The following is a 25,934-nucleotide window of genomic DNA, read 5'->3' on the forward strand; positions in this document are numbered from 1 at the left end:
CCCGATCGTGGTCAACTCGCCCTTCCCGACCGGAAATCGACCGATCGCCACCCCGGCTCCGCCCATCGCACCACCGCTCCCGGCCCCAGGTGGGCGGCAACGGGGCAAACACCGGGCGAAGTCCGGGCCGGGCCTTCACCGGGCGCACCCCCGCTGCTTCGCTTGTCGTGCGGGGAACGAGGGGGGGCCGCGTGGACATCGGTGTGCTGACCGCTCTGCTGACTGCCGTCGCGGGGGTAGTCGGCACACTGATGTCCGCGCTCCTGACCCAGCGGGCGGCGGATCTCGGTCGGCGGCGCGATCAGGAACGGACCGAGGAGTTGCGGGACAGGCTCGCCTCGTCCCAGGAGCTGCGGGCCTGCTATGTGGCGCTCAACACCTCCGGCCGACACTATCTGGCCGCGCTCAACGACCAGTTGCACGCGCTGGGGCAGGACGCCGAGCTGCCCCGCGCACGGCAACGGCTCACCGGGGCGCGCGACCACCACCGGGAGGTGTACGCGCAGGCGCAGATGCGGCTGCCGGAGCGGGTGCTCGACCGGGCCGCCGCCGTCAGTCACGGTCTCGGCACGGTCTACGGCATGCTCCGGCGGCTGGACGAGGGCGTGCCGCGACCGGGGGACTCACCGGCCGCCGCACACGCGGCCATCGGATCGCTGTGGGCCCGGCTACGGGAGATGCGGCGGGAGATGCGGGCCGATCTGGGCGCCTTCGGGTCGGACTCCGGTCGTTGACCGGCAGAAGCGGGGAACTCCCCGCGACACCCACCGCGGATGTGCATAGTGGGGATTCGGAGCCTTTGGGGAACGTGTGGGGGCCGTGCGCGGCCGGAGAGGCGGAATACCGGAATGCCGGTGAGCCCCGAGGAGAGCGGTGGCGTCGAGGGCCTGCGCGTCTGGGTCTCGGACGCCGTGGAGCGGGTCAAGCGGCTGCTCCCCGGCCTGCGGGGGTCCGGTCCGCCGGCACCCCGCGCCTGCCGGGCGTCGGTCGCCGAACTCGACCGGCTCACCGGCCTGCTGGACCACGACGAGGAACTGCGCGGCTCGGTGACCGTATGGCTCGCGGGTGCGCTGACCCTGCTCCACGCGACCGGGGACGGTACGGCCGCGGACCGGGACCGGGCCGAGGCGCTGCTGCGTGACGCGCGGGACCGTACGACACCGCTGGGGGCGGTGGTGACCGAAGAGGAGCGGCGATGGGCGGCACTCTTCCTGATCACCCACGTCTCGCCGATCCAGCCCCAGGAGGGCTCCCACGGAGCCGTGCCCGACCTCTCCGGCTATCTCGACCGGTTCACCCGGGCGGGTCCCGCCGGGATGCTCACGGCCGCGTCCGAGCTGGGCGAGCTGATGGAGGACGCGGCACGGCTTCCCCTGCCCGCCGAGGTGTTGGATCCGCTGCGTCAGGTCCTGCAGGTCCTCGCGGCCCCATCCCCGCAAGGGCTCTCCGAGATGCTGTCGGGCATGGTGCCGGCCGGTTCGCCCTTCGCGGATCAGTTGCGGCAGATGATGGACGGGGCCTTCGGGGGTGCCGGGGGTTTCGGGGGCGGTCGGGAGCACGGAGGGACGACACCGCCCGGCCCGCCCCGCCAGCCGGGAGCGGGACCGGGACCCGGAGCGGCAGCGGCAGCGGCAGCGGCAGCGGGAACGGGTCCGGAGCCGAGGCCGGAGCCCGAGCCGAGGCCGGAGCCCGAGCCCAGGCCGGAGCCCGAGCCCAGGCCGACGCTCACTCCCGATGACGTCCGGAACCTGGCCCGCGCCCTGGACGCCGTGAACGCGACCACCGAGGGGCTGGACCCCCTCCTGCGCGGCGGCGACCCCCGGGCACTCAACGACCTCCTCGGCAGGCTGCGTTCCGCACAGGACCTGCCGCTTCCGGGCCCGGACCAGAGCTCCGCCCTGGAGAGCCTCAGGGCACTCCTGCTCGGTGTCAGTGCGGCCGTGGGCGGCACCCACCAGGACCAGGCGGCCGGCCGCGCCCACCTGGGCTCGGTCATCGGCCACCTGGAGGCGATCTCGGGATCGCTGCCCGGGGGCATGGGCGACCCCACCGTCCTGGGGCGCGCGATGGAGATCGCTTCCCGGGCGATGGAGGCACGGGAGGCGGAGGACCTCCCGACGCTCCACGCGCTCGTGGCAGAGGCGGAGACGCTGGGCGCGGCCGTCCCCGAGAGCGATCCGCTCCGGTTCGCGGTGGACGGTGCGCTCGGCGCCGCGCACGGCTCGCTCGGGGTGGCGACCCGGGACCGGGAGACGCTGCTGCGGGCCCTGCCCCACGTCGAGCGGGCGATGGACCGCGCCAAGGAGAGCGGACTGCCGTTCGCCGGAGAGCTGCCCGTCGCCTGGACGGGGAACCTCGGCATGATCCGCGCCGCCCTCGCCGGGGAGCCGGCGGCGGCGGTCCCCGACCACGTTCCGCCGCCCCCGGACGCCTCGATGGAGGACCTGTACACCTCCACGCTCTCCCTGCGCGTGCGCTTCGGCCTCGACCGGGACCCGGCCGTGCTCGACGCCCTGATCGGCGAACTCGAACGCCTGCGGGACGGCGTCCGGGAGGGCAGGGCGCCGCGGATCGCCGCCGACGCGCTGTGGCACCTGGCCGAGGCCTACCACCTGCGCGGGCAGTTCGGGACGGACACCTCCGCCCCGGCCGACACCGGAGCGCTCGAAGCCGCCGAGGAGGCGCTGACGGCCCTGGCCGCCGACGTCCTCCTCCAGGCGGGCGCGGAGCACGGTCTGCTGGCCGCCCGCACCGGAGCAAGCCGCGGCGTACGGGCGGCCCGGATGGCCGCCTCGTACGGAAGGCTGCACGAGGCCGTTGCCTCGCTGGAGCTGGGCCGGGCGCTGGTCCTGCAGGCGGCCTCCACCTCCTCCGCCGTACCCGAACGCCTGGAGGCGGCCGGGCGCCGGGACCTCGCCGAGGCCTGGCGGACGGCCGAGGGCGCCGCACGGGATGCCGGGGGCACCGCGGACGCGGACGGCGGTCCGGGCCGTGCGGGGGAGGTCCCCGGCGCTCTGCCGAGCACCCTGCGCCGCCAGGCCCTCGACGCCCTCGGCTACCGCCGGGACGGCGGCCTGCTGAGCACGCCCACGTTGAGCGAGCTCGCGGACGGGCTGGCCGACGCGGGTGCGGACGTACTCCTCTACCTGCTGTCCGGCGACGACGAGGGCCCGGGCCTGATGATCGCGGTGGGGCCGCGGCTGGGGGCCGGCGCGGGCGCCCTGCCCGGACTCACCGACGACGAGGACGGCCCGCTGGCACGGTACGTGGAGGCGGCGGCGGCACGGGACCTAGACCAGAACGACACGGCCGTCGCACTGGCGTGGGAAGAGGCCCTGGAGGAATTGTGCGACTGGGCGTTCCAGGCCCTCGGCCCGGTCCTCGGCGGCATCGAGGAACGCCTGGCCGCGGACGGCGGGGGACGCGGGGACGAGGACGGGCCGCTCCGCGTCGTACTGGTGCCCTGCGGGCGCCTGGGGATCGTGCCGTGGCACGCGGCGCGGCTCCCGGCCGGGGCGGCCCACGAACGGCTCTGCCAGGCGGCGGTCATCAGCTACGCGGCGTCCGGCGGCCAGTTCCTGCGGACGGCGGGACGGGCGCCGCGGGACCCGGTGGCCGCGCCCGTCCTGGTCGCCGACCCGACGATGAGCCTGGGGTTCGCCGATACGGAGGTCACCGCACTGCGGGAGGCCTTCTATCCGCACGCCCGGCTGTGCGGCGCGCTCTACGGTGAGGACCTGCCGCCCGGGACGCCCGAGGCGGTCCTGGGGTTCCTCGCAGACGGCACCTCCCTGCTGCACGTGGTCTCGCACGGATCCGCGGGCACCCGCCCCACGGTCTCGGCGCTGCACCTCGCGGCCGACGAGGAGTGCACGCCGGCACCGCTGTCCGTGACGCGGCTGCTCGACCGGGAGGGGCGACAGGACGGGTCCGACGGGCCGTTGGTGGTCCTGAGCGCGTGCCAGACGGATCTGAGCACCCGGGACCACGACGAGGCCCTGACCCTGACCACGGCGTTCGTCGCCGCCGGAGCGCGGGACGTCGTGGGCTCGCGCTGGCTGGCCCAGGACAGTGCGACGGCGCTGCTGATGGCCGTGTTCCACCACCACCTGGTCGTCGACGGGCTCGGTCCCGTGGACGCCCTGCGGGCCGCGCAGCTGTGGATGCTCGACCCCGGCCGTGAGAACCCCGGCTCCCTGCGGGGCGACCTGCTCCGGGAGATGGGACGGCCGGGACTGGAACGGACCGCGCTCTGGGCCGCCTTCGCCCATCAGGGGCATCCGGGTCCGGGCACGACGAACACAGCAGGAGGGACCACATGAACGAGGAGGGCCGCGGACCGTCCGCGGAGCCGCTGCTCGCCCTGATCGGCGAGCATCTGGAGTCCATCCGCGCGGCGCTCGACGACGAGCAGCACGCGCTGCTGCTCGCCCGGCTGACCGCGCTCGCCGAAGCGCCGCCGGACGACACCATGGCGGTGCGCAGGGCGCTCCAGGGCGTCAGGCTGGCGCTGCGGCCACTGCCGTTCGAGCATCCGGTGCGCGGTGCGCTGGACGGCGCACGCCTGGTGGCCGCAGCCCCGGGGCCGGCGGCGGTGACGGAGGCGCTGGCGCTGGTCGGCCTGATGGCGGCGCCGGAGCCGGCACCGGCCGCTCCCGGCCCCGCTCCCGCCGCGACGCCCCCCGCGGGGACCGGCGACGAGCGCACGCCGGATCCGCTGCTGCGGGAACCGGCGTTCTCGGCGGCGGAGGCGACGGCCCGCTGCGGTGGTGCGCCACCGCCCGAACTGATCAGGCTGCCGGACCCGCCGAACGGCGACCGCTACCCGCGGTTCCAGTTCCCCGCGGGCGGCGGCACCCCGCACGAGGTCGTCCTCGAAGTCAACCGGCTGCTCCTGGCGGACATCGACCCCCGGGGCGCCGCGTCCTGGTGGCTCGGCGGGAACACCTGGCTGGGCGGGACCCCCGCGTCGTTCCTGGGACGGCTGCCCGACCATGAACTCGTCGGCGCGGCCGGCGCACTCGTGGAGGGGGAATGATGGGCAACCTCCCGCCCCTGATCAGGCTCTTCCCCATGATCAAGGACGAACTGGACCCCAACCGCACGGTGGTGCCGGCCGGCACGGAGCTGTGGCGGGTACACAAGTCCAAGTACCGGCCCACCCAGTTCAACCCGACCCTCGCGGACCTCCACCTCAGCGGCGGCCGCTTCGAGGGCACGGTGCTGGACCCGTACCGGAGCCTGTACGTGGCCGACGACGCCTTGACCGCCGTCGCGGAGAGCGTGCTGCGCTCGGTGCCCTGGACGGGTGCCAGGAGGGAGATCCCGTACGCCGCCGTCCACGGCCGGGCCCTGAGCGTGCTGCGCACCACGCGCGAGCTGACCTTGGTCTCGCTGATCGAGGAGAAGGACCTGGCCGCCGTCCACCAGACCGCCAACCTCCTGGACGACGAGCGCAGTTATCCGATGGCCCGGCGGTGGACGAGCGAGATCCGGGCGCAGGCGCCCGACGCGATGGGGCTCGTCTGGCAGTCACGCCGCAACCGCCCCCGGCACTCCATGGTGCTGTTCCACGACCGCTTCGACGACTGTCACTGCGAGGCCCTGGAGGTGCTGCCGGGGCGGGGCATCGCGGACCTCGGTTCCCCCGGAGGCGTCGAGGAAACGAACGCTCTGCTCGATCCACTGCGGGCGGAGGTGTCGAAACCCGTGACGCGCTGATGCCGACGGGCCGGCCGCCGCGGCTTGTCCGCCTGTGAAGGGTGATGCCATCGTGGGCCCATGGCATTACCTCCATCTGATTACGCCGCACTCCTCGCCGAGTTGAAGGAGGTACGGCGCGCGGGACTGGTCCGGCTGAGGGGGCGCGCGCTGCCCGCCCTGGAAGCGGCTGCGGAGGCGGCCGCCACGCCCTCGGCCCGGCCGCCGGGCGCCCCCATCGAGGTGTTGCTGCGCTGCGCGGTCGCGCGCCTGGACGCGGGGACGCTGCGCAGCGCCGCCGAGTACACCCTGGGGCTGGCCCAGGGGACCCGGGACTGGCCCGCGTCCTCCCGCCGTGCCAGGGCGGCCTCGCTCTACGGGGTGAGCGTCGAGCGGTTCCGCAAGGACCAGGAGGTGATGGTGCTCGGCCAGGTCGCCGAGCACATCGTGCGGCTGGCCGCGGACGAGGGCGCCGCGGACGCCGGTACGGCCGGGGTGGACCGGGCGGACGGGGGCGGTCTGGGCACCCACCGGACCGTGGAGGTCCGGACCGCCGGCCGGACGGTCGGGCTCACCGTGCACGTGCACCCCGTGGACCTGCTGCGCGACGTGGACGTGATCGTCTCCCCGTCCAACGTCCACTTCGCGCTGCCCGAGTCGTACAAGTCGTCCATCGCCGCCTCGTTGCGGCGGGCGGCGGCGGTGCACGGCGTCACCGGCGAGGTCCTGGCGGACCCGCTGCCGACGGAACTGCGCCGGTGGGCCGAGCGGCACGGCGCGTCGGGGCGGGCGGTGCGGCCCGGCACCGTGGTGGCCACCGGCGCCGGGGCCCTGGCCGCCCAGGGCATCCGGCGCATCTACCACGCGGCGATCGCCGTGCCCCGGGCCGGGACCAACGACTACGACGTGCTGCCGGCCGACGTCACCCGGGCGGTGTCCCGGGCCCTGGCGGTGCTGGCCGAGGAGCACGGCCGCCATGCGCCGCCGCTGCGCTCGGTGTGCTTCCCGCTGCTCGGTTCCGGCCGCGGCGGCCTGTCCTACGAGGTCAGTGTGCGCGCCGTGTGGGCGGCCGTGGAGGCGGAGCTGGCGCGCGGGGCGCAGTGGGACGTCCACTTCGTGGTGCGCACGGCCGCGGCGGCCGCGGCGGTGGAGCGCGTCCCGGCCGGAATACGCCCCGCGCACGACCGGAGGCCGACCGGCTGACCCGGTGCAATGGAAGGGGGCCCGGTACGCGCGAGAGCGCACGGGGCGGCGCACAGGGGCACGGGAGGGATCTTCATGGAGGCAATCTGCGCTGACGTGACCACAGTTGACGTCGCGTCACCTAGCGTGGGCGCATGAGCCGTGGGATGCGACAGTGGGGTCATGGGGCGCCGGGCCGGGTCATCACCTGGCCGGCTCCCGACACGTACGTCCTGGTCGAGGGCGTGCTGCTGCGCGCACTCCCGGACTCCCCCGGGCTGGCGCCGGGTGCGGAGGTCGTCCTGCGGCACGACGCCGCTCGGCGCCTCCTCCTCGCGCGCGCCGCGGCCCGGACGGACGAGCGCGGGGCGGACGAGGGCGGGGCTCCGGGGAATGAGTGAGTACGGTTTCGGACTCGCGGAGGGCTGTGACGAACGGCAGCCCGTCGTACTGCTCCTCGACACCTCGCAGTCCATGGGGCGCCCCGCCGGGAACCCTCGGATCGACGAGTTGAACGAGGCTCTGACCGGTTGGTTCGACGGGGTACGGGCGGAGCCGAGGCTGCGCGCGCGGGTGGAGGTCTGCCTGATCACCTTCGACTCGCGGGTACGGGTCTTCGATCCGGACCGGGAGCGGCTGGTGCCGGTCGCGGAGGCCGACCCGGAACGGATCTTCGTCCCGGTCGACCGGATGCGCCCGCCCCGCCTGGAGGCGTCCGGGCTGACCCGGATGACCGAGGCCGTCGAGTCGGCCCTCGACCTGGCCCGCACCCGTCACCGGGCGTTGCAGGCACAGCGGGTCCAGGTGCGCAGGCCGTTCCTGTGGGTACTGACGGACGGTGCGCCGAGCGACGCGGACGGGGAGCCGATGGACGCCGCCGCGCTGGCCGCCACGGCACGCAGGGTCCGTCTCGGCGAGGAGGGCGGCGAGTGCGTGCTCCAGGCGATCGGGGTGCGCGGCGCCGACCTGGAGCTGCTGCGGGTCCTCGCGCCGAAGGGCGCTCTGATGCTGGAGGGCCTGCCCTTCGGCCAGATCCTCGATCTGCTGTTCCAGAGCTCGGACCGGATCGGCGCGGTCCGGGCGGCCGACGAGATCCACGTCCAGACGGCCCACCTCGTGGAGCAGGAGCGCCGGATGCGACTGCTCGAGGAGAAGTTCCGGTGATCGTGGCGGGGGCCGCCGTCCAGGGGACCGCGCACCTGGCCCGCGGGCAGGGGTGCCAGGACGCGTTCAAGGCGGTCGGCCTCGACGGGGCTGCCGTGCTCGCCGTCGCGGACGGCGCCGGAGGGCGCGAGCGCAGCGCACTCGGCGCGCACATCGCCGTGGACACCGCGTGCCGGGTCCTGGCCGAGGGCGTTCCCGGGGCCGAGGACGCCCCCGAGACGTGGACGGGCTGGATCGCCGCGGCGGGCGCGCGGGTGGTCGAGGGGTACCGGCGGGCGGTCGAGGGCGTGCTGTCGGCGGTGCCCGCGCCGGGAGGGCCGGTGGAGGCCGGCGCGCTGGCCGCGACCCTGGCCGCGGCGGTCGTGCGGCCGCCCTGGGTGGCGTTCGTGTCGGTCGGCGACTGCTTCGGGACGGTGCTGACCCGCGAGCCCACCGGGGCCCGCGGGGCCGCCGGGACCGGGGAGCCCACCGGGAGCGGGGAGTCCGCCGGGACCGGGGAGTCCACCGGGACCAGGGAGTCCACCGGGGTCCGGGATCGGTGTCACCTGGTCCTGCCGCCGCCGGTCCCCGGCGCGCCGGAGACGGTCTTCCTCTCCTCGCCGGGGGCTGCCCTGCGATTACGGTCCTTCGTCCTGTGGGAGCCGGACCTCAGCGGGGTCGTGCTCGCCACCGACGGCTGCGCGGCCCTGACCCTCGATCACCCCTCGGTACGCGAACTCCCGCCCGAGGCCGGCCCGTTGCCGTCCGAGCGGTTCTTCTGCGGGCTGGCCGCCACGCTCCGCTCCAACGGCGGTGACGCCGAACCCCTGCGCGCCCTGCTCTCCGGGCCCGGGGCGGCCCGCACCGGTGACGATCTGACCGTGCTCTGCGCCCTGACGGACGGCGGATGACGATGACCCTCACCGTGGTGTCCGCCGGCGGACACACGTGGCACCTCACGCGGCGGATCGGCAACGGCTCGGAAGGGGTCGTGTACGCGGTGGACCACGCGCGCCCGCTGGTCGCCAAGCTGGTCCCCGACCCGCCGGACCCGGCCGCCTACCGGCGCCGGATCGACCGGCTGGTGCGCCAGCGCCGCGAACCGCGAGCCGTCCGGCTGCTGTCCGGCGCCACCCCGCGGGTGGCCTGGCCGCTGGTGGGGGTCCGGGCCGGCGGTCCGGGCCCCGACGGGGTGGACGGCTACGTGATGGCCGACATGCGCCACGCCCACCAGCCGTTCGCCCGGCTACTGACCCCGCAGGCGCGCCGCACGCACCTCCCCAGCGCGACGTGGGCCACCGCGCTCGCCGCCGGCCTCTCGCTCGCCCGTCTCCTCGCGGACCTGCACTCCGAGGGCTATGTGGTGGGCGACCTGAAGCCGGACAACCTCTGGGTCGACGCCCACGGCGCGGTGGGCATCGCCGACGTCGACTCCTGGCAGTTCACGGACGGCGGCGAGGTGTTCGCCGGGCGGATGGGCAGCCCGGGGCACACGGCGCCCGAACGGATCGGTGCGCCCGTCGGCACCGCGCCCGACCGGGCGGCCGACGACTTCGTGCTCGCGGTCCTCGTCCACGAGCTGCTGATGTGCGGGCTCCACCCGTTCGCGGGACACCCGGCGGCGGATGCCGACTACCTCTCCCACGACGACAACGTCCTGCACGGACGGTGCCGCCTGCTCGACCGGACCTCGGTGGTCCTGCCCCGGTCGGCGCCGCCGCTCGACCTGCTCCCCCGCCGGCTCACCGCCCTGCTGCGGGCCGCGTTCGGCGGAGTGCGGCCCCCCGCGTCGGCCTGGGCCGAGGCACTGGCCGCGGAGTCCGATCCGGCGCGGCTGAGGACCTGCCGGAGGAACGCCCTGCACGTGCACACGGTGGAGCGCCCGTGGTGCCCGTGGTGCGACCTGGCCGAACACGGCGCGGACTGCTATCCGGCGCGGGTCCCGGAGCCGCCCGCCGCCGGCGCCGCGCCGCTCCCGAAGGACGCGGACGACGCGGAGGACGGGGACGACGGGGACGACGGGGAGGAGAAGACCGCATGGCAGAGGTGAACCGGCTGTCGTTGGCCCGCAGGCTCGACCGCTGCACCGTCCTGGGGCCGGGGGTCCGGGCCGTGATCTGGGTGCAGGGCTGCCCGCTGCGCTGCCGGGGCTGCGTGGCGTCGGAGACCCTGCCCTTCGAGGGCGGCACCGAGCACACCGTGACCGAACTCGCCGACTGGCTCTGCGGGTTGCCGGACATCGAGGGCGTCACCCTCTCCGGTGGCGAGCCCTTCGCCCAGGCGGCCGGGCTGGCCGCGCTGCTCGACCGCGTCCGGGAACGGCGCCCCGACTTCGGCGCGATGGCGTACTCCGGCTTCCGGTACGAGGCCCTGCGCCGGGGCGGCCCGGACCGGCGCGCGTTGCTGCGGCGCCTCGACCTCCTCGTCGACGGCCCGTACGTGGCCTCCCGGCGGCACGGCCTGCGCTGGCGCGGCTCGTCCAACCAGCGCCTCGTCGCGCTGACCGGCCGCTACGCGCACGTGGGGACCGAGCCGGACACCAGCGCGGGGGTCGAACTGTCCGTCGAGGCCGACGGATCGCTGTCCTGGGCGGGGGTGCCGCCGGCTCCGGGGTTCCGGGAAGGGCTCGAGGAACGACTCGCGGAACGGGGCTTCGTCCTGCGGGCCGAGGCAGGGAGGGAAGCATGAGCGGATCACCGAAGTACACCACCGTCACGATCGCGCCGGCCTACGCGCGGCTGGAGGCGGACCGGCGCCGGAGCCGGGAGGCGGCACGCAAACGGCTGGACGCGCAGCGGGCCAAGGAGCGGGCCGAACGCGCCGCCCGGCGGGCCCGGGAGGCGGCGGCGCGCCGGGAACGGGCGCGGGCGGAGGCCGAACGCAGGGAGGCCGAGCTGGCCGCCCGCCGTGCCGCCCGGCAGGAGGCGCACGCCGCCCGGTCGCGCCAGGAGCAGTCCGGCGCCGACGCGCGCCGGCTGGCCGAGGTGGAAGGGCTGCTGGGCCGGGTCCGCGGGCAGGACTCCGAGGTACGCGTCCTGCGGGAGCGGCTGGACCTGCTGAGGGACGGCGTCGGCCGCGCGCAGGAGCTGGGCCCGGCGATCGAGGAACTGCGCGGCAGGGTGGTCCTGCTCGGCCGGGAGGGGGAGGCTCCCGACCCGGGCGCGGGCCACGGAGCCGTCCTGGCCGGGCTGGAGGAACGCCTCGCCCGGATCGGGCCGGAGGCCCGGGAGCACGACCCGCAGGGGTACCGGCGGTGCGTCGACCTGCTCGGTGAGCTGCGCGCCGCGACCGGACCGGGCGGACGGACGCGCTTCGGGGCGTTGCTCGGCACCGTGGAACACGCGCTCACCCGGCACGCCGCGACCGGCGGGGAGCGGGCGGCCGAGGAGCTCCTGCGGGCCGGGCGGGCTCGGGAGGCCGCCCGGCGAGCCGAGGAGAGCGCCGCCGGGCGGGAGGCGGAACGGCAGGCGCGGGCCGAAGCACGGGCGCGGGCGGCGGAGGAAGCCGCGGAAGCGGAGCGGGAACGGCTCGCGGCGGCGCTGGCCGAGGCGGCGGACCGGCTCGCCGTCGTACGGCAGTCGGTGGAGGAAGCGGCCGCCGAGGCCGTGGAGCTGGCCGATCCCGAGCTCGCGGAGCGGATCGAGGCGGCGCTGACCGCCGTCACGGGCCCGCTCGCGGCCGGTTCGGCGGGGGACGCGCTGACGGCGGTCGCGGCGCTGGAGGAGTTGCTCGTCGGAGCCGAAGCACGGCTGGACGAACTCCAGTTGGCCCATATGCGCCGGATGGACCTCGCGGAGGCCCTGCGGGACGCCATGCTCGGTGAGGGTTTCTCCTTCACCGGCGGCACCGAGCGGGACGGACGCCTGCTCCTGAGCTTCGAGCGCCCGAGCGGGGCGACGTACCGGACCACGATCGGCACGGACGGCGATGACGCCGTCCTCCTCTACCAGGTCGACGGCGAGCCCGACGTCCTGCTCCGTCCGGATCCGCAGGGCGCGGCGTGCGACCGCACCGAGGACCTCCTGGAGCGGGTGCACGAGGCGATCGAGGAGCGCGAAGACTTCGTCCCCGGCGAGCTCACCTGGCAGGGCAAGCGGTCCGGGGAGCAGCCGCCGCCGTCCGCCGCGGCGGAGTGGACGTGGAGCCGGTGAGCGCGTCCGACCTGACGAAGCGGGCCGAGGGCGCCGGTGCCGTGGGCGTCCCACCGGCAGCCGACCGCCGGAGCGGGCCCCCGGGCGACGGGGCTCCGGTCACCGCGGACGGCATGATGCCGCTGTGGGCGGTGTCGCTGGACTGGGAGCTGCGCCGCGGACGCCAAGTGATCATGAACGGGCAGATCAGGGACCGCTGGTGGTTCGCCGACCGGCCGGCCTCCTTCCGCGTGGTGGTCGCCCGCCAGCTGGAGCGGCGCGGCGCGGAGACCGTCGGCTGGTGGGACCCGGTGGGCGGGCTCACCTTCCCGCTGGCGGGCCACGAGGAGCGCTTCGACCGCTTGCGGGAGGGGCGTCCGTCCGGGAGCCCGCGGACGGACGGCGGCGCGGACACTCCCTCGGAGCCCGCGGGCACCCGGCCGCCGGAGGGCCACGGGAACCCGCAGGGGGCACCCGACGGCGAGCCGGGCACGGCACGCGGACGGCGCGGCGGTGAGCGGGACCGCGGCCGGGAGCGCCTGCTGGCGCCCCGGCCGTCGGGCCGGCCGCGTGCCTTCGAGGACGTGGTGGCCACCGTGCACCGCCTCGTGGCCTCGCCGGACGCGGCGACCGCCTTCGTCTTCGAGGACGTCGACCACCACCTGCCTCCCGGCCAGGCCGAGTCCCGTCTGGGCTACCTGAGGCTGCGCGCCGCGATGACGGAGGCCGTGACCCCTCACTCGGCGCCCGGTCCGGCCCCGCACGCGCGCAACGCGGTCCTGTGCGCGGTCGGTGACATCGGCCGGCTGCCCGGCTGGTTCCACCTGGAGGACCCCCGGATCGCCGCCCTGCACATCGGCCCGCCCGACCCGAGCGAGCGCCGTCTGTGGCTCGGCTGGCTGCGGCGCTACTTCAACGGGGGGCAGGACTCCTCCCGCGCCGACCTCGAAGCCCTCGTCGGCGCCACCGACGGCATGGCGGGCTGGGACATCGACTCCCTGGCCAGGACCTCGTGGCTGCGCAACGCGCCCGTGCGCAAGCCGGACCGGCTGCTGGAGCTGCACCGGCTCAACGTGAGCGTCGACCCGTGGACCCAGCTCGACCGGGAGACCGTCGCGGGGGCCGCGAAGGCCCTCGGCACGAGGGTGGTGGGGCAGTCCACGGCCGTGAACGCGGTCGCCTCGGCCCTCCAGGCCGCGTTCGTGGGCGTCGACTTCGGCAGTTCGGGGACGGCCCGCCCCCGGGGCGCGTTCTTCTTCGTGGGGCCCACCGGTGTCGGCAAGACGGAACTCGCCAAGGCCGTGGCCGAGTTGATGTTCGGTGACCAGAGCGCCTACGCCCGCTTCGACATGAGCGAGTACCAGCAGGAGCACGCCGCAGAGCGGCTGGCCGGTGCGCCGCCCGGCTTCATCGGCCACGAACAGGGCGGCGAGCTGACCCGTCGGGTGCAGGAACGGCCGTTCAGCGTGCTGCTCTTCGACGAGATCGAGAAGGCCCACCCCAAGGTCCTGGACAAGTTCCTGCAGATCCTGGAGGACGGCCGGCTCACCGACGGGCGCGGTCAGACCGCGCACTTCTCCCAGTGTCTGATCATCTTCACCTCCAACACGGGCGCGGAGCAGGTCCAGAGCCTGCTGGAGGAGCGCGGCGAGCTCTCGTACCGGCAGCTGGAGGCGCACTTCACCCGCGCGGTGGAGGACAAGTTCGCCGCGATCGGCAGGCCCGAGATCTACGGGCGGCTCAAGCCGGGGGTGGTCGTGTTCGACATGCTGCGCCACGAGCACGTCGTCAGCATCGCCGACCGGCTGCTGCGCCAGCTCGCCGAGTCGGTCCGCGAACGCCACCGCCTGGAACTCATCCCCGACCCGGACACCCTCCACCCGTGGATCACGGACCGGATGTCGGACCCCGGGCACCAGGCGTACGGGGGACGGCAGATCCGCAACGAGCTGGAGGTGGTGCGCTCGGCCGTCGTCAGCCACCTGCTGACCCACCGCCCGGATCCGGGCAGCCGGATCCGGGTCGGCATCGCGGCCGACAGTACGGCGCGGGTCGCCCCCGAAGGGGCGTGGCGGGACGGCGACACCGCGGTGGCGCGCGCGGACGAAGGGAGCGGACCGGCATGATCGCCATCGACCTCGGGCACCGGTTCGGGCGCCTCGCACGGATCGGCCCCGACGGCCGTCCCGAAGTGACGACGACCGAGCTGACGGGCGTGGACGGGGTGCTCGACCCGGTCCGCGCGCTGCCGGGGCTGCTCGGCGCCTCCCGGGCCGGGGCGGGCTCCCCCGCCGTGGAGCCCGAGCGCGCGGCCCTCCTCGGGCTCCCGGTGTCGGGCGGGCGGGAGGAGGAGCTGCGGTACGCGGTGGAACGCGCCGGACTCGACGTCGCGCGCGTCGTACCGGAGCCCGTGGCCGTGGCCCTGCACTACGGGGCGGTCGCGGAGGGCGTGGACCACACGGTCCTCGTCTGCGACCAGGGGGCGACGACACTGGACCTGAGCGTCCTGGCGATCACCCCCGACCTCACCGTGCGCGTGGTCCGCGCCGTCGGCCTGCAGCTCGGCGGCGACGCCTGGGACGCGGCGCTCGCCGCGGAACTGCCCGGGGGCCTGCCGGAGGGCGCGGACCCGCTCGGGGCCGCGCGGGCGCTCCGGGAAGGGCTCGACGGATCGGACGTCGCCGCCGCGGCGGAGGCGGGCGGCGGGCGGCACCCGCTGCCCCCGGAACGCGCCGCCTTCGAGCGGGCCGTGGCGCCCTTGCGGGAGCGCGTGCTCGCCGCGGTCGCGGAACAACTGACCACCGCGGAACCGGCCGTGGACACGGTGCTGCTCGCCGGCGGGATGGCCGAGGCCCCCGGGCTGCGGGCCGGGATCGAGGCCCTCCCGGCCGCGCGGGGCCTTTCGGTGCGCTGCGACCGGCCCGCGCTGGCCGTCGTGCTCGGGCTGTTGTCCCTGCGGGACTTCGGCGTCCTGCGCGTCGTCACCGGATCCGCCGCGCCGCCGGCGTGGTCCGGGCCCGGGTACGCGGGGGCCGACGCCGGATACGCGGGCGCGGACGCCGGATACGCGGGGGCGGACGCCGGATACGTGGGGGCCGACGCCGGGTACCCCGGCCGGGACGCCGTCGGTGTCCGGCCGGACCCGGAGCCCGCCGTCGCCGCGACGGACCCGGAGCCCCGCACCGGGCGTCCCCGGGCGCAGGACCCCGAACCGGGGTCGCGGCAGGGCGGCGCGCCGGCCATCGACGACACCGGTCGGCCGGCGCCGGAGGCCGGGCCGGGCGGGTCCCGGAGCGCCTGCACACCGCCCGAGCCCGAAGGGCCCGTACGGGCGGACACCGGTACACCGCACGCCGATCCGCCGCACGCCGGGCCGCCGCACGCCGATCCGCCGGACGCCGGGGCTCCGGACGCCGGGGCTCCGGACACGTCGTACACCGGACCCGGGGACGCCGAAGCACCCCCCGCACGGGCCCCGTACGCCGCTGCGACCCCCGCCGAGCCCCCGTACTCCGGACCACCCCCCGCCGGGACTGCGCACGCCGGCCCGCCGGGCACCACCCCCACGGCGGCGCCGGAACCCCCGGGGGCCCGGGACGCGGACCCGCCCGGCCTCGGCGGCCCGTACGACACCACGGCCGGGGCCCCGACGGATTCCCCGTCGGAGCCTCGGGTCCTGTTCGCGGTACCGGTGGACCAGCTCCAGGTCATCCGGCGCGGGGACCACCTCCTCGTCCTCTGGGCCTGGCCCGGGGACGCCCTGAGCGCACGGGTCCGCTGGCGCCGGGAGGGAGGCACCGCCGGTGCGGGCCCAGGCGACGGGGACGTGGTGTGCCGGCGCCGGGTGTACGAGCACGACGGCGGGTTCGACCTGGCCGCGGGCCGGGAGGCCGTCACCCTCACCGTGGAGGCCCTGGTCCCCGGGCTCCACGAGGGCTGCGAGGGCGCTTCCTCGCTCGTCGTCCCCGCCGCGCCCCCCGTCGTCGCGTACGAGCCGATCGTGCGCCGGCGCCTCACGGGCCGGGTCGCCACGGTCACCTTCACCTCGGCGACCGGCTGTGACCTGCCGGGCCTCCACATCGTCCACAGCCTCGGCCGCTTCCGCCCCACCAGCACCGCCGAGGGCACCGTCCTGCACGAGGTACCCGCGCAGCGGCTGACCGCCGGCGCCCCCATGACCGTGGAGTTCCCCCTGCCCGCCACCCGCGGTCCGTCCTGGCTGGTCTGCTTCCCGGCGGACGCGGGCACCGACTCCGGAATCGACGTCCGCCCGACGGCGCTGCACAGACTGCGAGTCACCTGATGGCCAAACGCCTCATCTGCCCCTACTGCTACGAGGGCTTCACCCCGCGGGAGATCCGCTTCCGCTGCAACACCCGTCTGAGCCGGGCCGGAAAGCAGTGCGCGCGCCGCCGCGACCAGGTGCTCGACCAGCGCAAGGGACCGCGCCGCAGCCACGACCTGGGCCCGGACTTCGCCGCGGACGGCCGCAAGCCCACGGCCGTCTGCCCGGACTGCGCGGGTGAGACCACCTACCGGATCTGCCCGGTGTGCCATTCCGACCTCCCCGTGCAGTTCGGCATGGTGGAGAACCGTCTGATCGCCATGGTCGGCCCGAAGGCGTCCGGCAAGACCGTCTACATGACCGTGCTCCTGCACGAGGTGCGCCACCGGGTGGGCGAGTCCTACGGGGCCGCCCTGATGGGCACGGACGACGCGACGATGAGGCGCTACGGCTCCGACTACGAGGACCGCCTCTACCGCGACAACCAGATGTTCCCCGGCACCCAGACCGCCTCCACCACCCTCAACCGGGTGGACCCGCTGGTCTTCCGGTTCGGCCTGCGCCGGCGCACCCTGCTCGGCGAACGCCCGCAGCACACCGTCCTGTCGTTCTTCGACACCGCCGGCGAGGACTTCAGCTCCCGGGAGAGCGTGGAGCTGAACACCCGGTACCTGTCCAACGCCGACGGCATCGTGCTGCTGCTCGACCCGTTGCAGATGCCCGGGGCCCGCGACAACGCGCTGCCGGGTACGCCGCTGCCCGGCACCGAGGGCCTGGACTCGCCCTTCAACGTCCTCTCCCGGGTCACCAGCCTGCTCCTCGCGCCCCGGTCCGGCCGCTCCGACCGGTTGCTCGACACCCCCGTCGCCGTCGTCTTCTCGAAGATGGACGCCTTCTGGCACCTGCTCGAACCGGGCAGTCCGCTGCGCGACCACGCGCCCTCGCGCGGCCGGTTCGACGTCGGTGACAGCCTCAACGTCCACGAGGAGGTGCGCCGGCTCCTCAAGGACTGGGACGGGGTTCCCATCGACCAACTGCTGAACAACCACTACTCCCGCTACCGCTACTTCGGCGTCTCCGCCCTCGGCCGCAACCCCACCCCGGACGCCCGGGTCGCCCCCACCGGCATCCAGCCGTACCGGGTGGCCGACCCGCTGCTGTGGCTGCTGAGCGAGTTCGGCTCGGTACCGAAGGCGGGCCGGGGATGAAGCACTTCCAGCAGCTCTACTACACCTCCTGCGAGCACGGACTCAGCGGCTTCTCCGGCTTCCAGTTCAATGCCGTCAGCGCGGGCGTCACGGCCGAGACCCGGCTGGCCGTGGAGGCGCTGGCCGGGTACGAGCCGCCCCGCTCGCTGGTGGAGTCGGACACGCCCGAGTCACTGGAGCGCTGCCCGGTCAACCTCTGCTACCGGCCCCACGACCGGTCCGGGCGCAGCGCCACCGCCCTGTGCGTGCGGTACGTGGGCCGCGACTCCGCCCGGCGTTTCGGCAACTACTTCGCCCACGCCCTGCACAGCGACGACTTCCCGGCGGCCGGGGGCGGCCTGTTGCCGATCGAGTTGTGGAACTCTCCGGTGTGGACCCGGGCCGTGTCCCCGAGCACGGAGCTCCCGACGCTGGCCGGGCCCGCTCCCGGACCGCTCGGTGTCCGGACGGTGGGCGAGTTCCTGCGCGGCCATCCCCACGCGGCCCGGCTGCCCGAGCTGCTGGCCGCCGTGTTCGCCGCGCTGACCGAGCACGGCTCGGTGGTGGTGGTCGACCGTTCGACCGAGGAGATCGCGCACTGGTTCGCCGCGGTCTCCTACCTGCTGCCGCCACGGCTCTCCCGCGGCCTGTCCTTCGCCACCTACGTCCTGCGTCCGGCCCGCAGCCGGCTGCACCTGATCGGCACCGTGCCCGAGCCGCCGCTCGCCTTCGCTCCGGACGACGAAGCGGACTACACGGTTTTCGACTTCGCCAGGGGCGTGTTCCCCGAGGTGCCCGTCCCCGCACTGGTCCGGCTCCTGACCAGGATCGGTGTCAGCTCCGTCCGGCCCGTCTGGTCCTGGACCGCGGACTACGCGGAGGGCGGGGAGCAGACACCGGACGACTGGCACGCCCCCGTCGCCGCGGCGGCGGTCTCCGGCGGCATCGCGCTCGCCACGGCCGATGTCCACGCGGTGGTCGACTGGCTGGCCGGGGCGGCCCATCTGGGGCCGCGCCGCGCCGCCGTCGCCGCGGACATCCACCGCGAGCACCGGGACCTGGACGACGCCCGGCTGACCGCGCTGAGCGCGGCCGCGAAGGCCGGCGGTGACATGGCGGTCCACCAGGAGATCGAGGGCAAGCTGTACGGGCTGCGCATGCGGGCCTACACGACCGCCGCCGAGGACGCCGTCGAACCCGTACCGCTCACCGATCCGGTGGCCCGCGAACGGGCCGCCGCCCTGTGGCAGCGGCTGCTGGACACCGGTGCGCGGACCGCGCGCGAGCGCACGCGCCTGCTGCTCTGGGCCGTCGGCACCGGGCTGCCGGTACCGCCGCGCGTCATGGCGCGCGAGACCCTCGCCCTGTCCCACGCGCTGCTCGGGGCCATGGCGCCCCCGTCGGCGTTCCGCGAGGAGGTGGCCGACCTCGTGCGCGTCCTGCCGGTGATGGGGGCCTCGCTGGCCACGGCGGTGGAGGAGGCGCTGGAACGGCGCCCGGGGCAGGAACAGCTCTTCGCGCAGTTCCCCGCCGAGCTCCTGCACGAGAGCGACCTGGTGGGACGGCCCCTGCTCCTGGAGCACCACCTCCGGGCCAGGGCCGAGCGCGATCCCTCGAACACGGTCCCGATCATGTTCAGGATCCTGGAGATCCGCGGACGCACCTCGCCCGACGAGGAGCTGCTGCGCGGCCTGTGGCGGCAGCCCTCGCGCACCTGGACGCACCGGGAGGCGGCTCGGATCGCGACGGAGCTGTCCGTCGCGCGGCCGGTGGACGCGTCGGTCGGTGACTGGTTCGAGCGCGCCCTGAGCCAGGACATCGGGGAAGGGGACGAGGACGCCCTCGGGGGCTGTCTCCACCTGTGCCGGGTCCTCTCCGATCCGGGCCGGTTCGCTTGGCTGCCGGCGGGCGCCGCGGAGTACCTACGCGTCACCCTCGGCCTGGAGGCCGCGCTGCTCGGGGCCCGGGAGGCCACCGAACTCCTCGCCGAGTTCGTGATCCCGGAGACGGGCCGGTGGGCGGCGCCACGGGAATTGAGGCGCCGGTACCTGGTACCGAACATGCTGCGCCTGCCCGCCGATGTCGGCCGGCTCCGCGGCCGCCTGGTGGAGCTGGAGTACCGCGACCTGGACCGGTACCTGTCGCTCGTGCGCAGGAGCATGACGGGAGGCGGACGGATCGACGACGTCCTGCTCAGTCATGTCGCCACCGTCGCCACGCTGCCCGAAGGGGCCCGGCTCACCCAGGCCCAGGAGGAGACCGCGGCGGCGGTCCGGGCCCATCCCGAAGGACACTGGCGCGCGACGGACCTGGAGCGGCTGGAGCGGGTGGTGCGGCCCCACCGGGCCGCACTCGCCGACCACTACGCCGGGCGGGCCGAGGCCCGGCGGCCCGCCCGGAAGGGCCTGTTCCGGTGGGTGTGGCCCTTCGGCCGGAGCGAGGCGCCCGGCACATCGCGCACACCCCGCACGTCCCGTAAACCCCGCACGTCCCGCGAGAAGAAGGGACGGTGACATCCGGTGGCCGAAATCGCAAGGTTCGTCCTGCTGCCCGTCCTCTTCCTCGCCGGGCTCGCCGCGTACCTGCCCTTCGCCCCGCTCATCGCCGCCCTGCGGGGCCTCGCACTGGTCGTGCAGGTGCTCGCCGGGTACGGACGGACGCTGGTCGGCGTCGTGTACCGGCGCACCCCCGAGTTCCGGACGCTGCCGCCCTACCGCCCCCAGGACGAGGCGGTGAAGGCGTACCGCAACTACTTCTTCGGGCCTGCCTCCCGCGACCTGCGCCAACTGCTCACGCTGGAGGGGCGCGCGTACGCCACCACGGTCGGCGATGCCTTCCGCGCCGTGACCTCGCGGCAGTTCGTCGCCCCGGCACGGCACCGGGCGTTCACGGTTCCGTACGGTCTGACGCTGTACCTGGGACTCTGCGCGGGCGCGGCCGCGGTCCTGCCGCTGCTCGGCCTGCTGCTCGTCGTGCACGCGCTCGTCCTGGCTCTGCTGACGGCCGGGGCCCGGCTCCTCGCCGCCGCCCTGAGGGCCGTCGACCGGTCGGTGCTGTGGATGAAGCGGCTGCGCACCGGGATGCTGTGCCCGCACTGCTTCGAGCGGGTGCCCTACCCGGCGTACGACTGCCCCGGTCCCACCTGCCGGCGCCGGCACGCCGACATCCGCCCGGGGACGTACGGCATCTTCCGGCGCCGCTGCGAGTGCGGGCAGCGCATGCCGACGCTGCTGATGCTGATGGGCCGCGACGGGCGGCTCCAGGCGTACTGCGTCCACCCGCACTGCGGGAAGCCGATGAACACGGACGCCGGCCACATGCCCGAGGTGGTGATTCCGCTGATCGGCGGACAGGCCGCGGGCAAGACCCAGCTGATGGCGGCCATGCTGCTGTCCCTGGAGCACGCCGCGGCGAACGGCGGCCCGGCGATCACCCTCGCCGACGAGGAGTCGGACGCCAACTACCAGGTGCTGCGCGAGGTACTGCGGATGCGGGGGCACACCCGCGCCACCCAGAAGACCCTGCCGCGGGCGCACTCCTTCGTCCTCGGCGGCGGCCGGTCGCGGCGGCTGGTCCACCTCTTCGACACGGCGGGCGAGCGGTTCGTCGACCGCGAGGACACCGACGCGCTGCGCTACGCACGGGCCGCGCGCACCTTCGTCTTCGTATTGGACCCGATGGCGGTGAAGGCGTTCTGGACCACCATGGAACCGCCCCCCGGCCCGCTGCTGGACCGTACCCTCGGCTCCACGGTGGATCCGGAGGAGGTCTTCGCCCGCTCGGTCCAGGCCGTGGCCGCGATGGGCGCGCCCCTGCGGCGCTCGCGCCTCGCGGTCGCCATCAGCAAGACGGACCTGCTCGCCGAGCACGGCCTGGTGCCGGCCGCTCTCGAAGACGGTGACGGCGCCCGGACCTGGCTCCGTGAGGCGCTCGGCCTGCGCAGCCTCGTCCGGGCAATGGATCTGAACTTCCGGGAGGTCCGGTTCTTCCGCACGGCCGCGGTGGCGGACGAGGAGGCCGGGGTGGACGGCAGCGTCACGGGGTTCGTCGAGTGGTGCCTGCGCGGCTGATGTCGGCCGCGGGTCGAGCTGCATCCCCAGGGCAGTGACCTGACCTGCGGGGATGCCCGTATCCCGGGTGCCGGTCCGGTCGCCGCCCGCTGCCGACAGGCCGTAGAGGTTAGAAGATGGACTATGAGCAACTACCTGGGAGGCCTCCGGCGCCGGCTGCTCCGCTCGGCTCCGAGCCCCTCGGCTCCCGCTCGGCCTTCCCCCTCGGGACACCGCGGGGAGCAGGAGGGGCGGCGGGAACACGCCCCGCCCCCCGGTGGAGGGGCGCGGCGGCCCCAGCGGCTGTCCTCCCTCCTGAGCGCGCGCAGCGTGGCCGGAGAGGTGTTCCTCCTCCAGCTGGCCGTCGTGGTCCTGCTGGTCTCCGCCGCGGTCCTGGCGCTCGTGGTGCAGGCGCGGAGTTCCGCCATGCTGGACGCCCGGCACCGGACCCTCGCGGCCGCCGGAACGTTCGCGGAGTCCCCGGGGATGGTGGCCGCCGTACAGAGCGCCCACCCCAGCGCGGTGCTCCAGCCGAGCGCCGAGGCGGCCCGGAAGATCGCCGGGGTCGACGGCCTGAACGTGTACACCCTCGACGGGGTCACCCTCGCCCACAGCGACCCGCGGCAGATCGGCAAGCGCGTCGTGGGCCCCTTCGCCTCGGCGGCGGCCGGCAAGTCGTTCACCGAGACGTTCGCCGGGTCCCTGGGGCAGTCCGTGGTGTCCGTGGTCCCCGTCAAGGACGCCCGGGGCAACGTCATCGCCGTCGTCTCCTCCCCGGTCACGGTCCAGAACGTGCAGAGCATGGTGAACGGCCAGCTGCCGGTCGTCCTCGGCAGCGCGGCCGCGGTGCTCGCCCTGTCCGCGGGCGGCACCGCTCTGGTGAGCCGCCGGCTCCAGCGCCGGACCCACGGCCTGGGGCCGGAGGAAATGACGAGGATGTACGAACACCACGACGCGGTGCTGCACGCGGTCCGGGAGGGCGTGCTGATCGTCGGGGACGGCGGGCGGCTGCTGCTGGCCAACGACGAGGCGCGCCGGCTGCTCGATCTGCCGGGGGACGCGGAGGGGCGCCCCGTCACGGACCTGGGTCTGGAGGAGGGGATCGCCGAGCGGATCACATCGGGCCGTTCCGCGACCGACGAGGTGCACATGGCGGGCGATCGGCTACTGGCCGTGAACATCCGGCCCACGGCCCCGTACGGCACGGCCGGCACCGTCGTCACGCTGCGCGACACCACGGAGCTGCGGGCGCTGTCCGGCAGGGCGGAAGTGGCCCGCGAGCGGCTGAAGCTGCTCTACGACGCGGGCGTGCAGGTGGGAACGACCCTGGACGTCGAGCGCACGGCGCAGGAGCTGGCGCGGGTGGCGGTCCCCCGGTTCGCCGACGTGGTCACGGTCGACCTGCTGGAGCCGGTGCTGCGCGGCGAGGAGCCGCCCGACATGAACACCGAGATGCGCCGCACCGCCGCCGAGGGCCTCCATGGCGACCACCCGCTCTACCCCGTCGGCCGGCTGATCCGGTTCGTTCCGTCCAGCCCGATGGCCGTCGGGCTGGCCGGCGGGCACGCGGTCCTGGAAGCGGATCTGCAGGCCACCCGGCACTGGCGGGAGCAGGACCCGGCCAACGCCGAGCGGATCCTGGAACGCGGCATCCACTCCATGATCGCCGTACCCCTGCGGGCCCGGGGCGTGGTGCTGGGGATGGCCGGCTACTGGCGGGGGCGGGACGCGGCGCCGTTCGACGAGGAGGACGTGTCCTTCGCCGAGGAGCTGACCGCACGGGCGGCGCTGTCGGTCGACAACGCCCGCCGGTACACCCGTGAGCACACCGTGGCCGACACCCTGCAGCGCAGTCTGCTGCCCCGCGGCGTCCCGGAGCAGTCCGCCGTCGAGGTCGCGCACCGCTACGTGTCCGCGAAGGCCGGTGTGGGCGGCGACTGGTTCGACGTCATCCCCCTGCCCGGCGCCCGGGTGGCGCTGGTGGTCGGCGACGTCGTCGGCCACGGTCTGTACGCCGCCGCCACCATGGGTCGCCTGCGTACGGCCGTGTACAACTTCTCCACCCTCGACCTGCCTCCGGACGAGCTCCTGAGCCACCTGGACGAGCTGGTCGCCCACATCGACACCGACCAGCAGGAGTGGCAGGGAATCACCGGAGCCACCTGCCTGTGCGCCGTCTACGACCCCGTCTCGGGGCAGGTGACGGCCGCCACCGCCGGTCATCCGGGCCCCGCCCTGGTCCACCCCGACGGCAGCGTGTCCTTCCCCGAGGTGCCGGTCTCCCCGCCGCTGGGCCTGGGCGAGGGCCTGCCCATGGAGACCGCGGAGCTGACCCTGCCCGAGGGCTCGCTGCTGGCGCTCTTCACCAACGGGCTGATCGAGAGCCGCGACCGCGATGCGGACACGGGCCTGGCGGCGCTGCGCGCCGCCCTGTCCGGGCCCGCCCGGACCCCGGAGGAAACCTGCACCGCGGTGATCGAGGCGGTGCTGCCCACCCGGCCCAGCGACGACATCGCGCTGCTGGTGGCCCGGACCCGGCGGCTGGACCCGGCGCGGATCGCCGAGTGGGACGTACCTCCCGACCCGGCCCAGGTGTCCCGGGTGCGCAACGCGTGCGCCCGCCGGCTGGCGGACTGGGGCCTGGACGAGATCGCCTTCACGACGGAGCTGATCCTGAGCGAACTGATCACCAACGCCATCCGCTACGGGAGCGAGCCCATCCGGGTGAGGCTGCTGTACGACCGCAGCCTGATCTGCGAGGTCTCCGACGGGTCGAGCACCTCCCCGCACCTGCGCCGGGCCGAGGAGACCGACGAGGGCGGCCGCGGCCTGTTCCTCGTCGCGCAGTTCGCCCAGCGCTGGGGCACCCGCTACACCGCCCGCGGCAAGATCATTTGGAGCGAGCAGGCCCTCCACGAGGTGGTGGCGGGGGGCGCGCCGTCCGCAGCGCTTCCGGGGGAGGCGATCCTGGCGGGCTGGGACGACGAGCCGCTCTGAGACGCGCCGGGGGGCGGGAACGTCGGCGGACACCACCGGCTGGAACTGCGCCGCCGGGGGCATCGAACGTACGCTGGTCTCGATCGGTACGCGCCCGCCCGCCATGGAGCCTTAGTGCCCGCACCTCGTCTCCGGACAGCCAACGTCGGAGTCTGCCTCGCCCTCGCGGTGGCGCCCCTCGGCGGCTGCGGAGACAAGCCCACCCCCGTGCCCCGGACACCCGCGGCGGCCACGTCCGCCGCGGACGTCGGCGGCATGGCGGCGCTGACCGCGGCGGCGAAGAAGGAGGGCTCGCTCAACACGATCGCGCTCCCGAGGGACTGGGCCAACTACGGCGCACTGATCGACGGCTTCGAGAAGAAGTACGGGATCAAGGTCTCGGTGGAGAACCCGGAGGGCAGCAGCCAGGACGAGGTCAACGCCCTGAAGGAGCACAGGCGCGACGGCCGTGCCCCCGACGTGATCGACGTGGGGGGCTCCTTCGCCCAGTCCGCGGCCCATCAGGGCCTGCTCACGCCGTACAAGGTCGCCCCGTGGGACAGCATTCCCAAGGAGCAGAAGGACCAGCACGCCCTCTGGTCCAACAACTACGGCGGCTACGTCTCGATCGGCTGCGACGCCAAGCGCGTCAAGACCTGCCCCGCGACCTTCGCCGATCTGCGCAAGCCCGAGTACAAGGGCAAGGTCGCGCTCAACGGCGACCCGACCAGGTCGGGGTCCGCCTTCGCCGGCGTGTACGCGGCGGCCCTGGCGAACGGGGGGTCCTTCGACGACATCCAGCCCGGTATCGACTTCTTCGCCGAGCTGAGCAGGAACGGCAACTTCATCCCGGTCGAATCCACCCCTGCGACGATCGAGAAGGGTCAGACCCCGATCAGCATCGACTGGGATTTCCTCAATCTCGGATACGCCGACGAGTTCCGCAGGAAGGGCGCGGACGTCGACTGGCGGACCGCCATCCCCTTCGACGGCAGTTTCGCCGAGTACTACGCCCAAGCGGTGAACAAGGAGGCACCGCATCCGGCGGCGGCACGCCTGTGGCAGGAGTACATCTTCAGCCCGGAGGGCCAGAACATCAGGCTCGGCGCCTACGCGCGCCCCGTGCTCATGGACGCCATGGCGAAGGACGGCACCCTCGACAAGGCCGCCGCGGAGAACCTGCCGACGGTCGAGGGCACGCCGACGTTCCCGACGGAGGCACAGCGGGAGAAGGCGAGGGAGACCGTCAACCGCGAATGGGCCAAGGCGGTGTCGGGCTGAG

The 25,934-nt window shown here is 74.9% G+C and carries 18 protein-coding genes; all 18 read left to right on the forward strand.

Annotation, left to right across the window (positions count from 1 at the left end; translation table 11 throughout):
- Positions 1-191 precede the first annotated feature (191 nt).
- The 18 genes from ABZW32_RS16985 (at position 192) to ABZW32_RS17070 (ending at position 25,933) form a co-directional block, all read left to right on the forward strand.
- Positions 192-734, forward strand: a complete 543-nt coding sequence (locus tag ABZW32_RS16985) for a hypothetical protein (RefSeq protein ID WP_356216440.1) — start codon at positions 192-194, stop codon at positions 732-734.
- A gap of 114 nt (positions 735-848) precedes the next feature.
- Positions 849-4,322, forward strand: coding sequence for a CHAT domain-containing protein (locus tag ABZW32_RS16990; RefSeq protein ID WP_356216442.1), 3,474 nt, complete (start codon positions 849-851; stop codon positions 4,320-4,322).
- Positions 4,319-5,038 carry a hypothetical protein gene (locus tag ABZW32_RS16995; RefSeq protein WP_356216445.1) on the forward strand — a complete coding sequence of 240 codons (720 nt, stop codon included), beginning with the start codon at positions 4,319-4,321 and terminating at the stop codon, positions 5,036-5,038. The genes ABZW32_RS16990 and ABZW32_RS16995 overlap by 4 nt, the downstream gene beginning before the upstream one ends.
- Positions 5,035-5,721: an RES family NAD+ phosphorylase gene (locus ABZW32_RS17000; protein WP_356216446.1), complete on the forward strand. Its 687-nt coding sequence runs from the start codon at positions 5,035-5,037 to the stop codon at positions 5,719-5,721. The genes ABZW32_RS16995 and ABZW32_RS17000 overlap by 4 nt, the downstream gene beginning before the upstream one ends.
- A 60-nt stretch (positions 5,722-5,781) precedes the next feature.
- Complete coding sequence (locus tag ABZW32_RS17005) at positions 5,782-6,903, forward strand: macro domain-containing protein (RefSeq protein WP_356216449.1); 1,122 nt, start codon at positions 5,782-5,784, stop codon at positions 6,901-6,903.
- Positions 6,904-7,037: 134 nt separating this feature from the next.
- Positions 7,038-7,283: a hypothetical protein gene (locus tag ABZW32_RS17010; RefSeq protein ID WP_356216452.1), complete on the forward strand. Its 246-nt coding sequence runs from the start codon at positions 7,038-7,040 to the stop codon at positions 7,281-7,283.
- The gene (locus ABZW32_RS17015) at positions 7,276-8,046 is read left to right on the forward strand and encodes a hypothetical protein (protein WP_356216454.1); all 771 of its coding nucleotides are present in this window, start codon (positions 7,276-7,278) and stop codon (positions 8,044-8,046) included. The genes ABZW32_RS17010 and ABZW32_RS17015 overlap by 8 nt, the downstream gene beginning before the upstream one ends.
- Positions 8,043-8,936 (forward strand): protein phosphatase 2C domain-containing protein, encoded by an 894-nt coding sequence (locus ABZW32_RS17020; protein WP_356216456.1) that lies wholly within the window; start codon positions 8,043-8,045, stop codon positions 8,934-8,936. The genes ABZW32_RS17015 and ABZW32_RS17020 overlap by 4 nt, the downstream gene beginning before the upstream one ends.
- Positions 8,933-10,075, forward strand: coding sequence for a hypothetical protein (locus ABZW32_RS17025; RefSeq protein ID WP_356216459.1), 1,143 nt, complete (start codon positions 8,933-8,935; stop codon positions 10,073-10,075). The genes ABZW32_RS17020 and ABZW32_RS17025 overlap by 4 nt, the downstream gene beginning before the upstream one ends.
- Positions 10,063-10,713 (forward strand): 4Fe-4S single cluster domain-containing protein, encoded by a 651-nt coding sequence (locus tag ABZW32_RS17030; protein ID WP_356216462.1) that lies wholly within the window; start codon positions 10,063-10,065, stop codon positions 10,711-10,713. Before ABZW32_RS17025 ends, ABZW32_RS17030 begins: the two co-directional genes overlap by 13 nt.
- Positions 10,710-12,176, forward strand: coding sequence for a hypothetical protein (locus tag ABZW32_RS17035; RefSeq protein WP_356216465.1), 1,467 nt, complete (start codon positions 10,710-10,712; stop codon positions 12,174-12,176). Before ABZW32_RS17030 ends, ABZW32_RS17035 begins: the two co-directional genes overlap by 4 nt.
- Positions 12,173-14,281, forward strand: coding sequence for an AAA family ATPase (locus ABZW32_RS17040; RefSeq protein WP_356216467.1), 2,109 nt, complete (start codon positions 12,173-12,175; stop codon positions 14,279-14,281). The genes ABZW32_RS17035 and ABZW32_RS17040 overlap by 4 nt, the downstream gene beginning before the upstream one ends.
- Complete coding sequence (locus ABZW32_RS17045; RefSeq protein WP_356216470.1) at positions 14,278-16,458, forward strand: Hsp70 family protein; 2,181 nt, start codon at positions 14,278-14,280, stop codon at positions 16,456-16,458. Before ABZW32_RS17040 ends, ABZW32_RS17045 begins: the two co-directional genes overlap by 4 nt.
- Positions 16,458-17,648 carry a hypothetical protein gene (locus tag ABZW32_RS17050; protein WP_356216473.1) on the forward strand — a complete coding sequence of 397 codons (1,191 nt, stop codon included), beginning with the start codon at positions 16,458-16,460 and terminating at the stop codon, positions 17,646-17,648. Before ABZW32_RS17045 ends, ABZW32_RS17050 begins: the two co-directional genes overlap by 1 nt.
- Positions 17,645-20,140, forward strand: coding sequence for a GTPase-associated protein 1-related protein (locus ABZW32_RS17055; RefSeq protein WP_356216475.1), 2,496 nt, complete (start codon positions 17,645-17,647; stop codon positions 20,138-20,140). The genes ABZW32_RS17050 and ABZW32_RS17055 overlap by 4 nt, the downstream gene beginning before the upstream one ends.
- A gap of 6 nt (positions 20,141-20,146) precedes the next feature.
- On the forward strand, positions 20,147-21,697 hold the full coding sequence (locus ABZW32_RS17060) for a hypothetical protein (RefSeq protein ID WP_356216478.1): 1,551 nt from the start codon (positions 20,147-20,149) through the stop codon (positions 21,695-21,697).
- Positions 21,698-21,820: 123 nt separating this feature from the next.
- Complete coding sequence (locus ABZW32_RS17065) at positions 21,821-24,673, forward strand: SpoIIE family protein phosphatase (RefSeq protein ID WP_356216481.1); 2,853 nt, start codon at positions 21,821-21,823, stop codon at positions 24,671-24,673.
- 255 nt (positions 24,674-24,928) lie between these two features.
- The gene (locus ABZW32_RS17070; protein WP_356216573.1) at positions 24,929-25,933 is read left to right on the forward strand and encodes an extracellular solute-binding protein; all 1,005 of its coding nucleotides are present in this window, start codon (positions 24,929-24,931) and stop codon (positions 25,931-25,933) included.
- Position 25,934 lies beyond the last annotated feature (1 nt).

Source organism: Streptomyces sp. NPDC004667, assembly GCF_040609475.1.
GTDB lineage: Bacteria > Actinomycetota > Actinomycetes > Streptomycetales > Streptomycetaceae > Streptomyces.

Bases quoted from the DNA above. Each gene is read 5' to 3' on its own strand.
- ABZW32_RS16990 (WP_356216442.1), top strand. From the start codon at position 849: ATGCCGGTGAGCCCCGAGGAGAGCGGTGGCGTCGAGGGCCTGCGCGTC.
- ABZW32_RS16995 (WP_356216445.1), top strand. From the start codon at position 4,319: ATGAACGAGGAGGGCCGCGGACCGTCCGCGGAGCCGCTGCTCGCCCTG.
- ABZW32_RS17000 (WP_356216446.1), top strand. From the start codon at position 5,035: ATGATGGGCAACCTCCCGCCCCTGATCAGGCTCTTCCCCATGATCAAG.
- ABZW32_RS17005 (WP_356216449.1), top strand. From the start codon at position 5,782: ATGGCATTACCTCCATCTGATTACGCCGCACTCCTCGCCGAGTTGAAG.
- ABZW32_RS17010 (WP_356216452.1), top strand. From the start codon at position 7,038: ATGAGCCGTGGGATGCGACAGTGGGGTCATGGGGCGCCGGGCCGGGTC.
- ABZW32_RS17015 (WP_356216454.1), top strand. From the start codon at position 7,276: ATGAGTGAGTACGGTTTCGGACTCGCGGAGGGCTGTGACGAACGGCAG.
- ABZW32_RS17025 (WP_356216459.1), top strand. From the start codon at position 8,933: ATGACGATGACCCTCACCGTGGTGTCCGCCGGCGGACACACGTGGCAC.
- ABZW32_RS17030 (WP_356216462.1), top strand. From the start codon at position 10,063: ATGGCAGAGGTGAACCGGCTGTCGTTGGCCCGCAGGCTCGACCGCTGC.
- ABZW32_RS17035 (WP_356216465.1), top strand. From the start codon at position 10,710: ATGAGCGGATCACCGAAGTACACCACCGTCACGATCGCGCCGGCCTAC.
- ABZW32_RS17045 (WP_356216470.1), top strand. From the start codon at position 14,278: ATGATCGCCATCGACCTCGGGCACCGGTTCGGGCGCCTCGCACGGATC.
- ABZW32_RS17050 (WP_356216473.1), top strand. From the start codon at position 16,458: ATGGCCAAACGCCTCATCTGCCCCTACTGCTACGAGGGCTTCACCCCG.
- ABZW32_RS17055 (WP_356216475.1), top strand. From the start codon at position 17,645: ATGAAGCACTTCCAGCAGCTCTACTACACCTCCTGCGAGCACGGACTC.
- ABZW32_RS17065 (WP_356216481.1), top strand. From the start codon at position 21,821: ATGAGCAACTACCTGGGAGGCCTCCGGCGCCGGCTGCTCCGCTCGGCT.
- ABZW32_RS17070 (WP_356216573.1), top strand. From the start codon at position 24,929: ATGGCGGCGCTGACCGCGGCGGCGAAGAAGGAGGGCTCGCTCAACACG.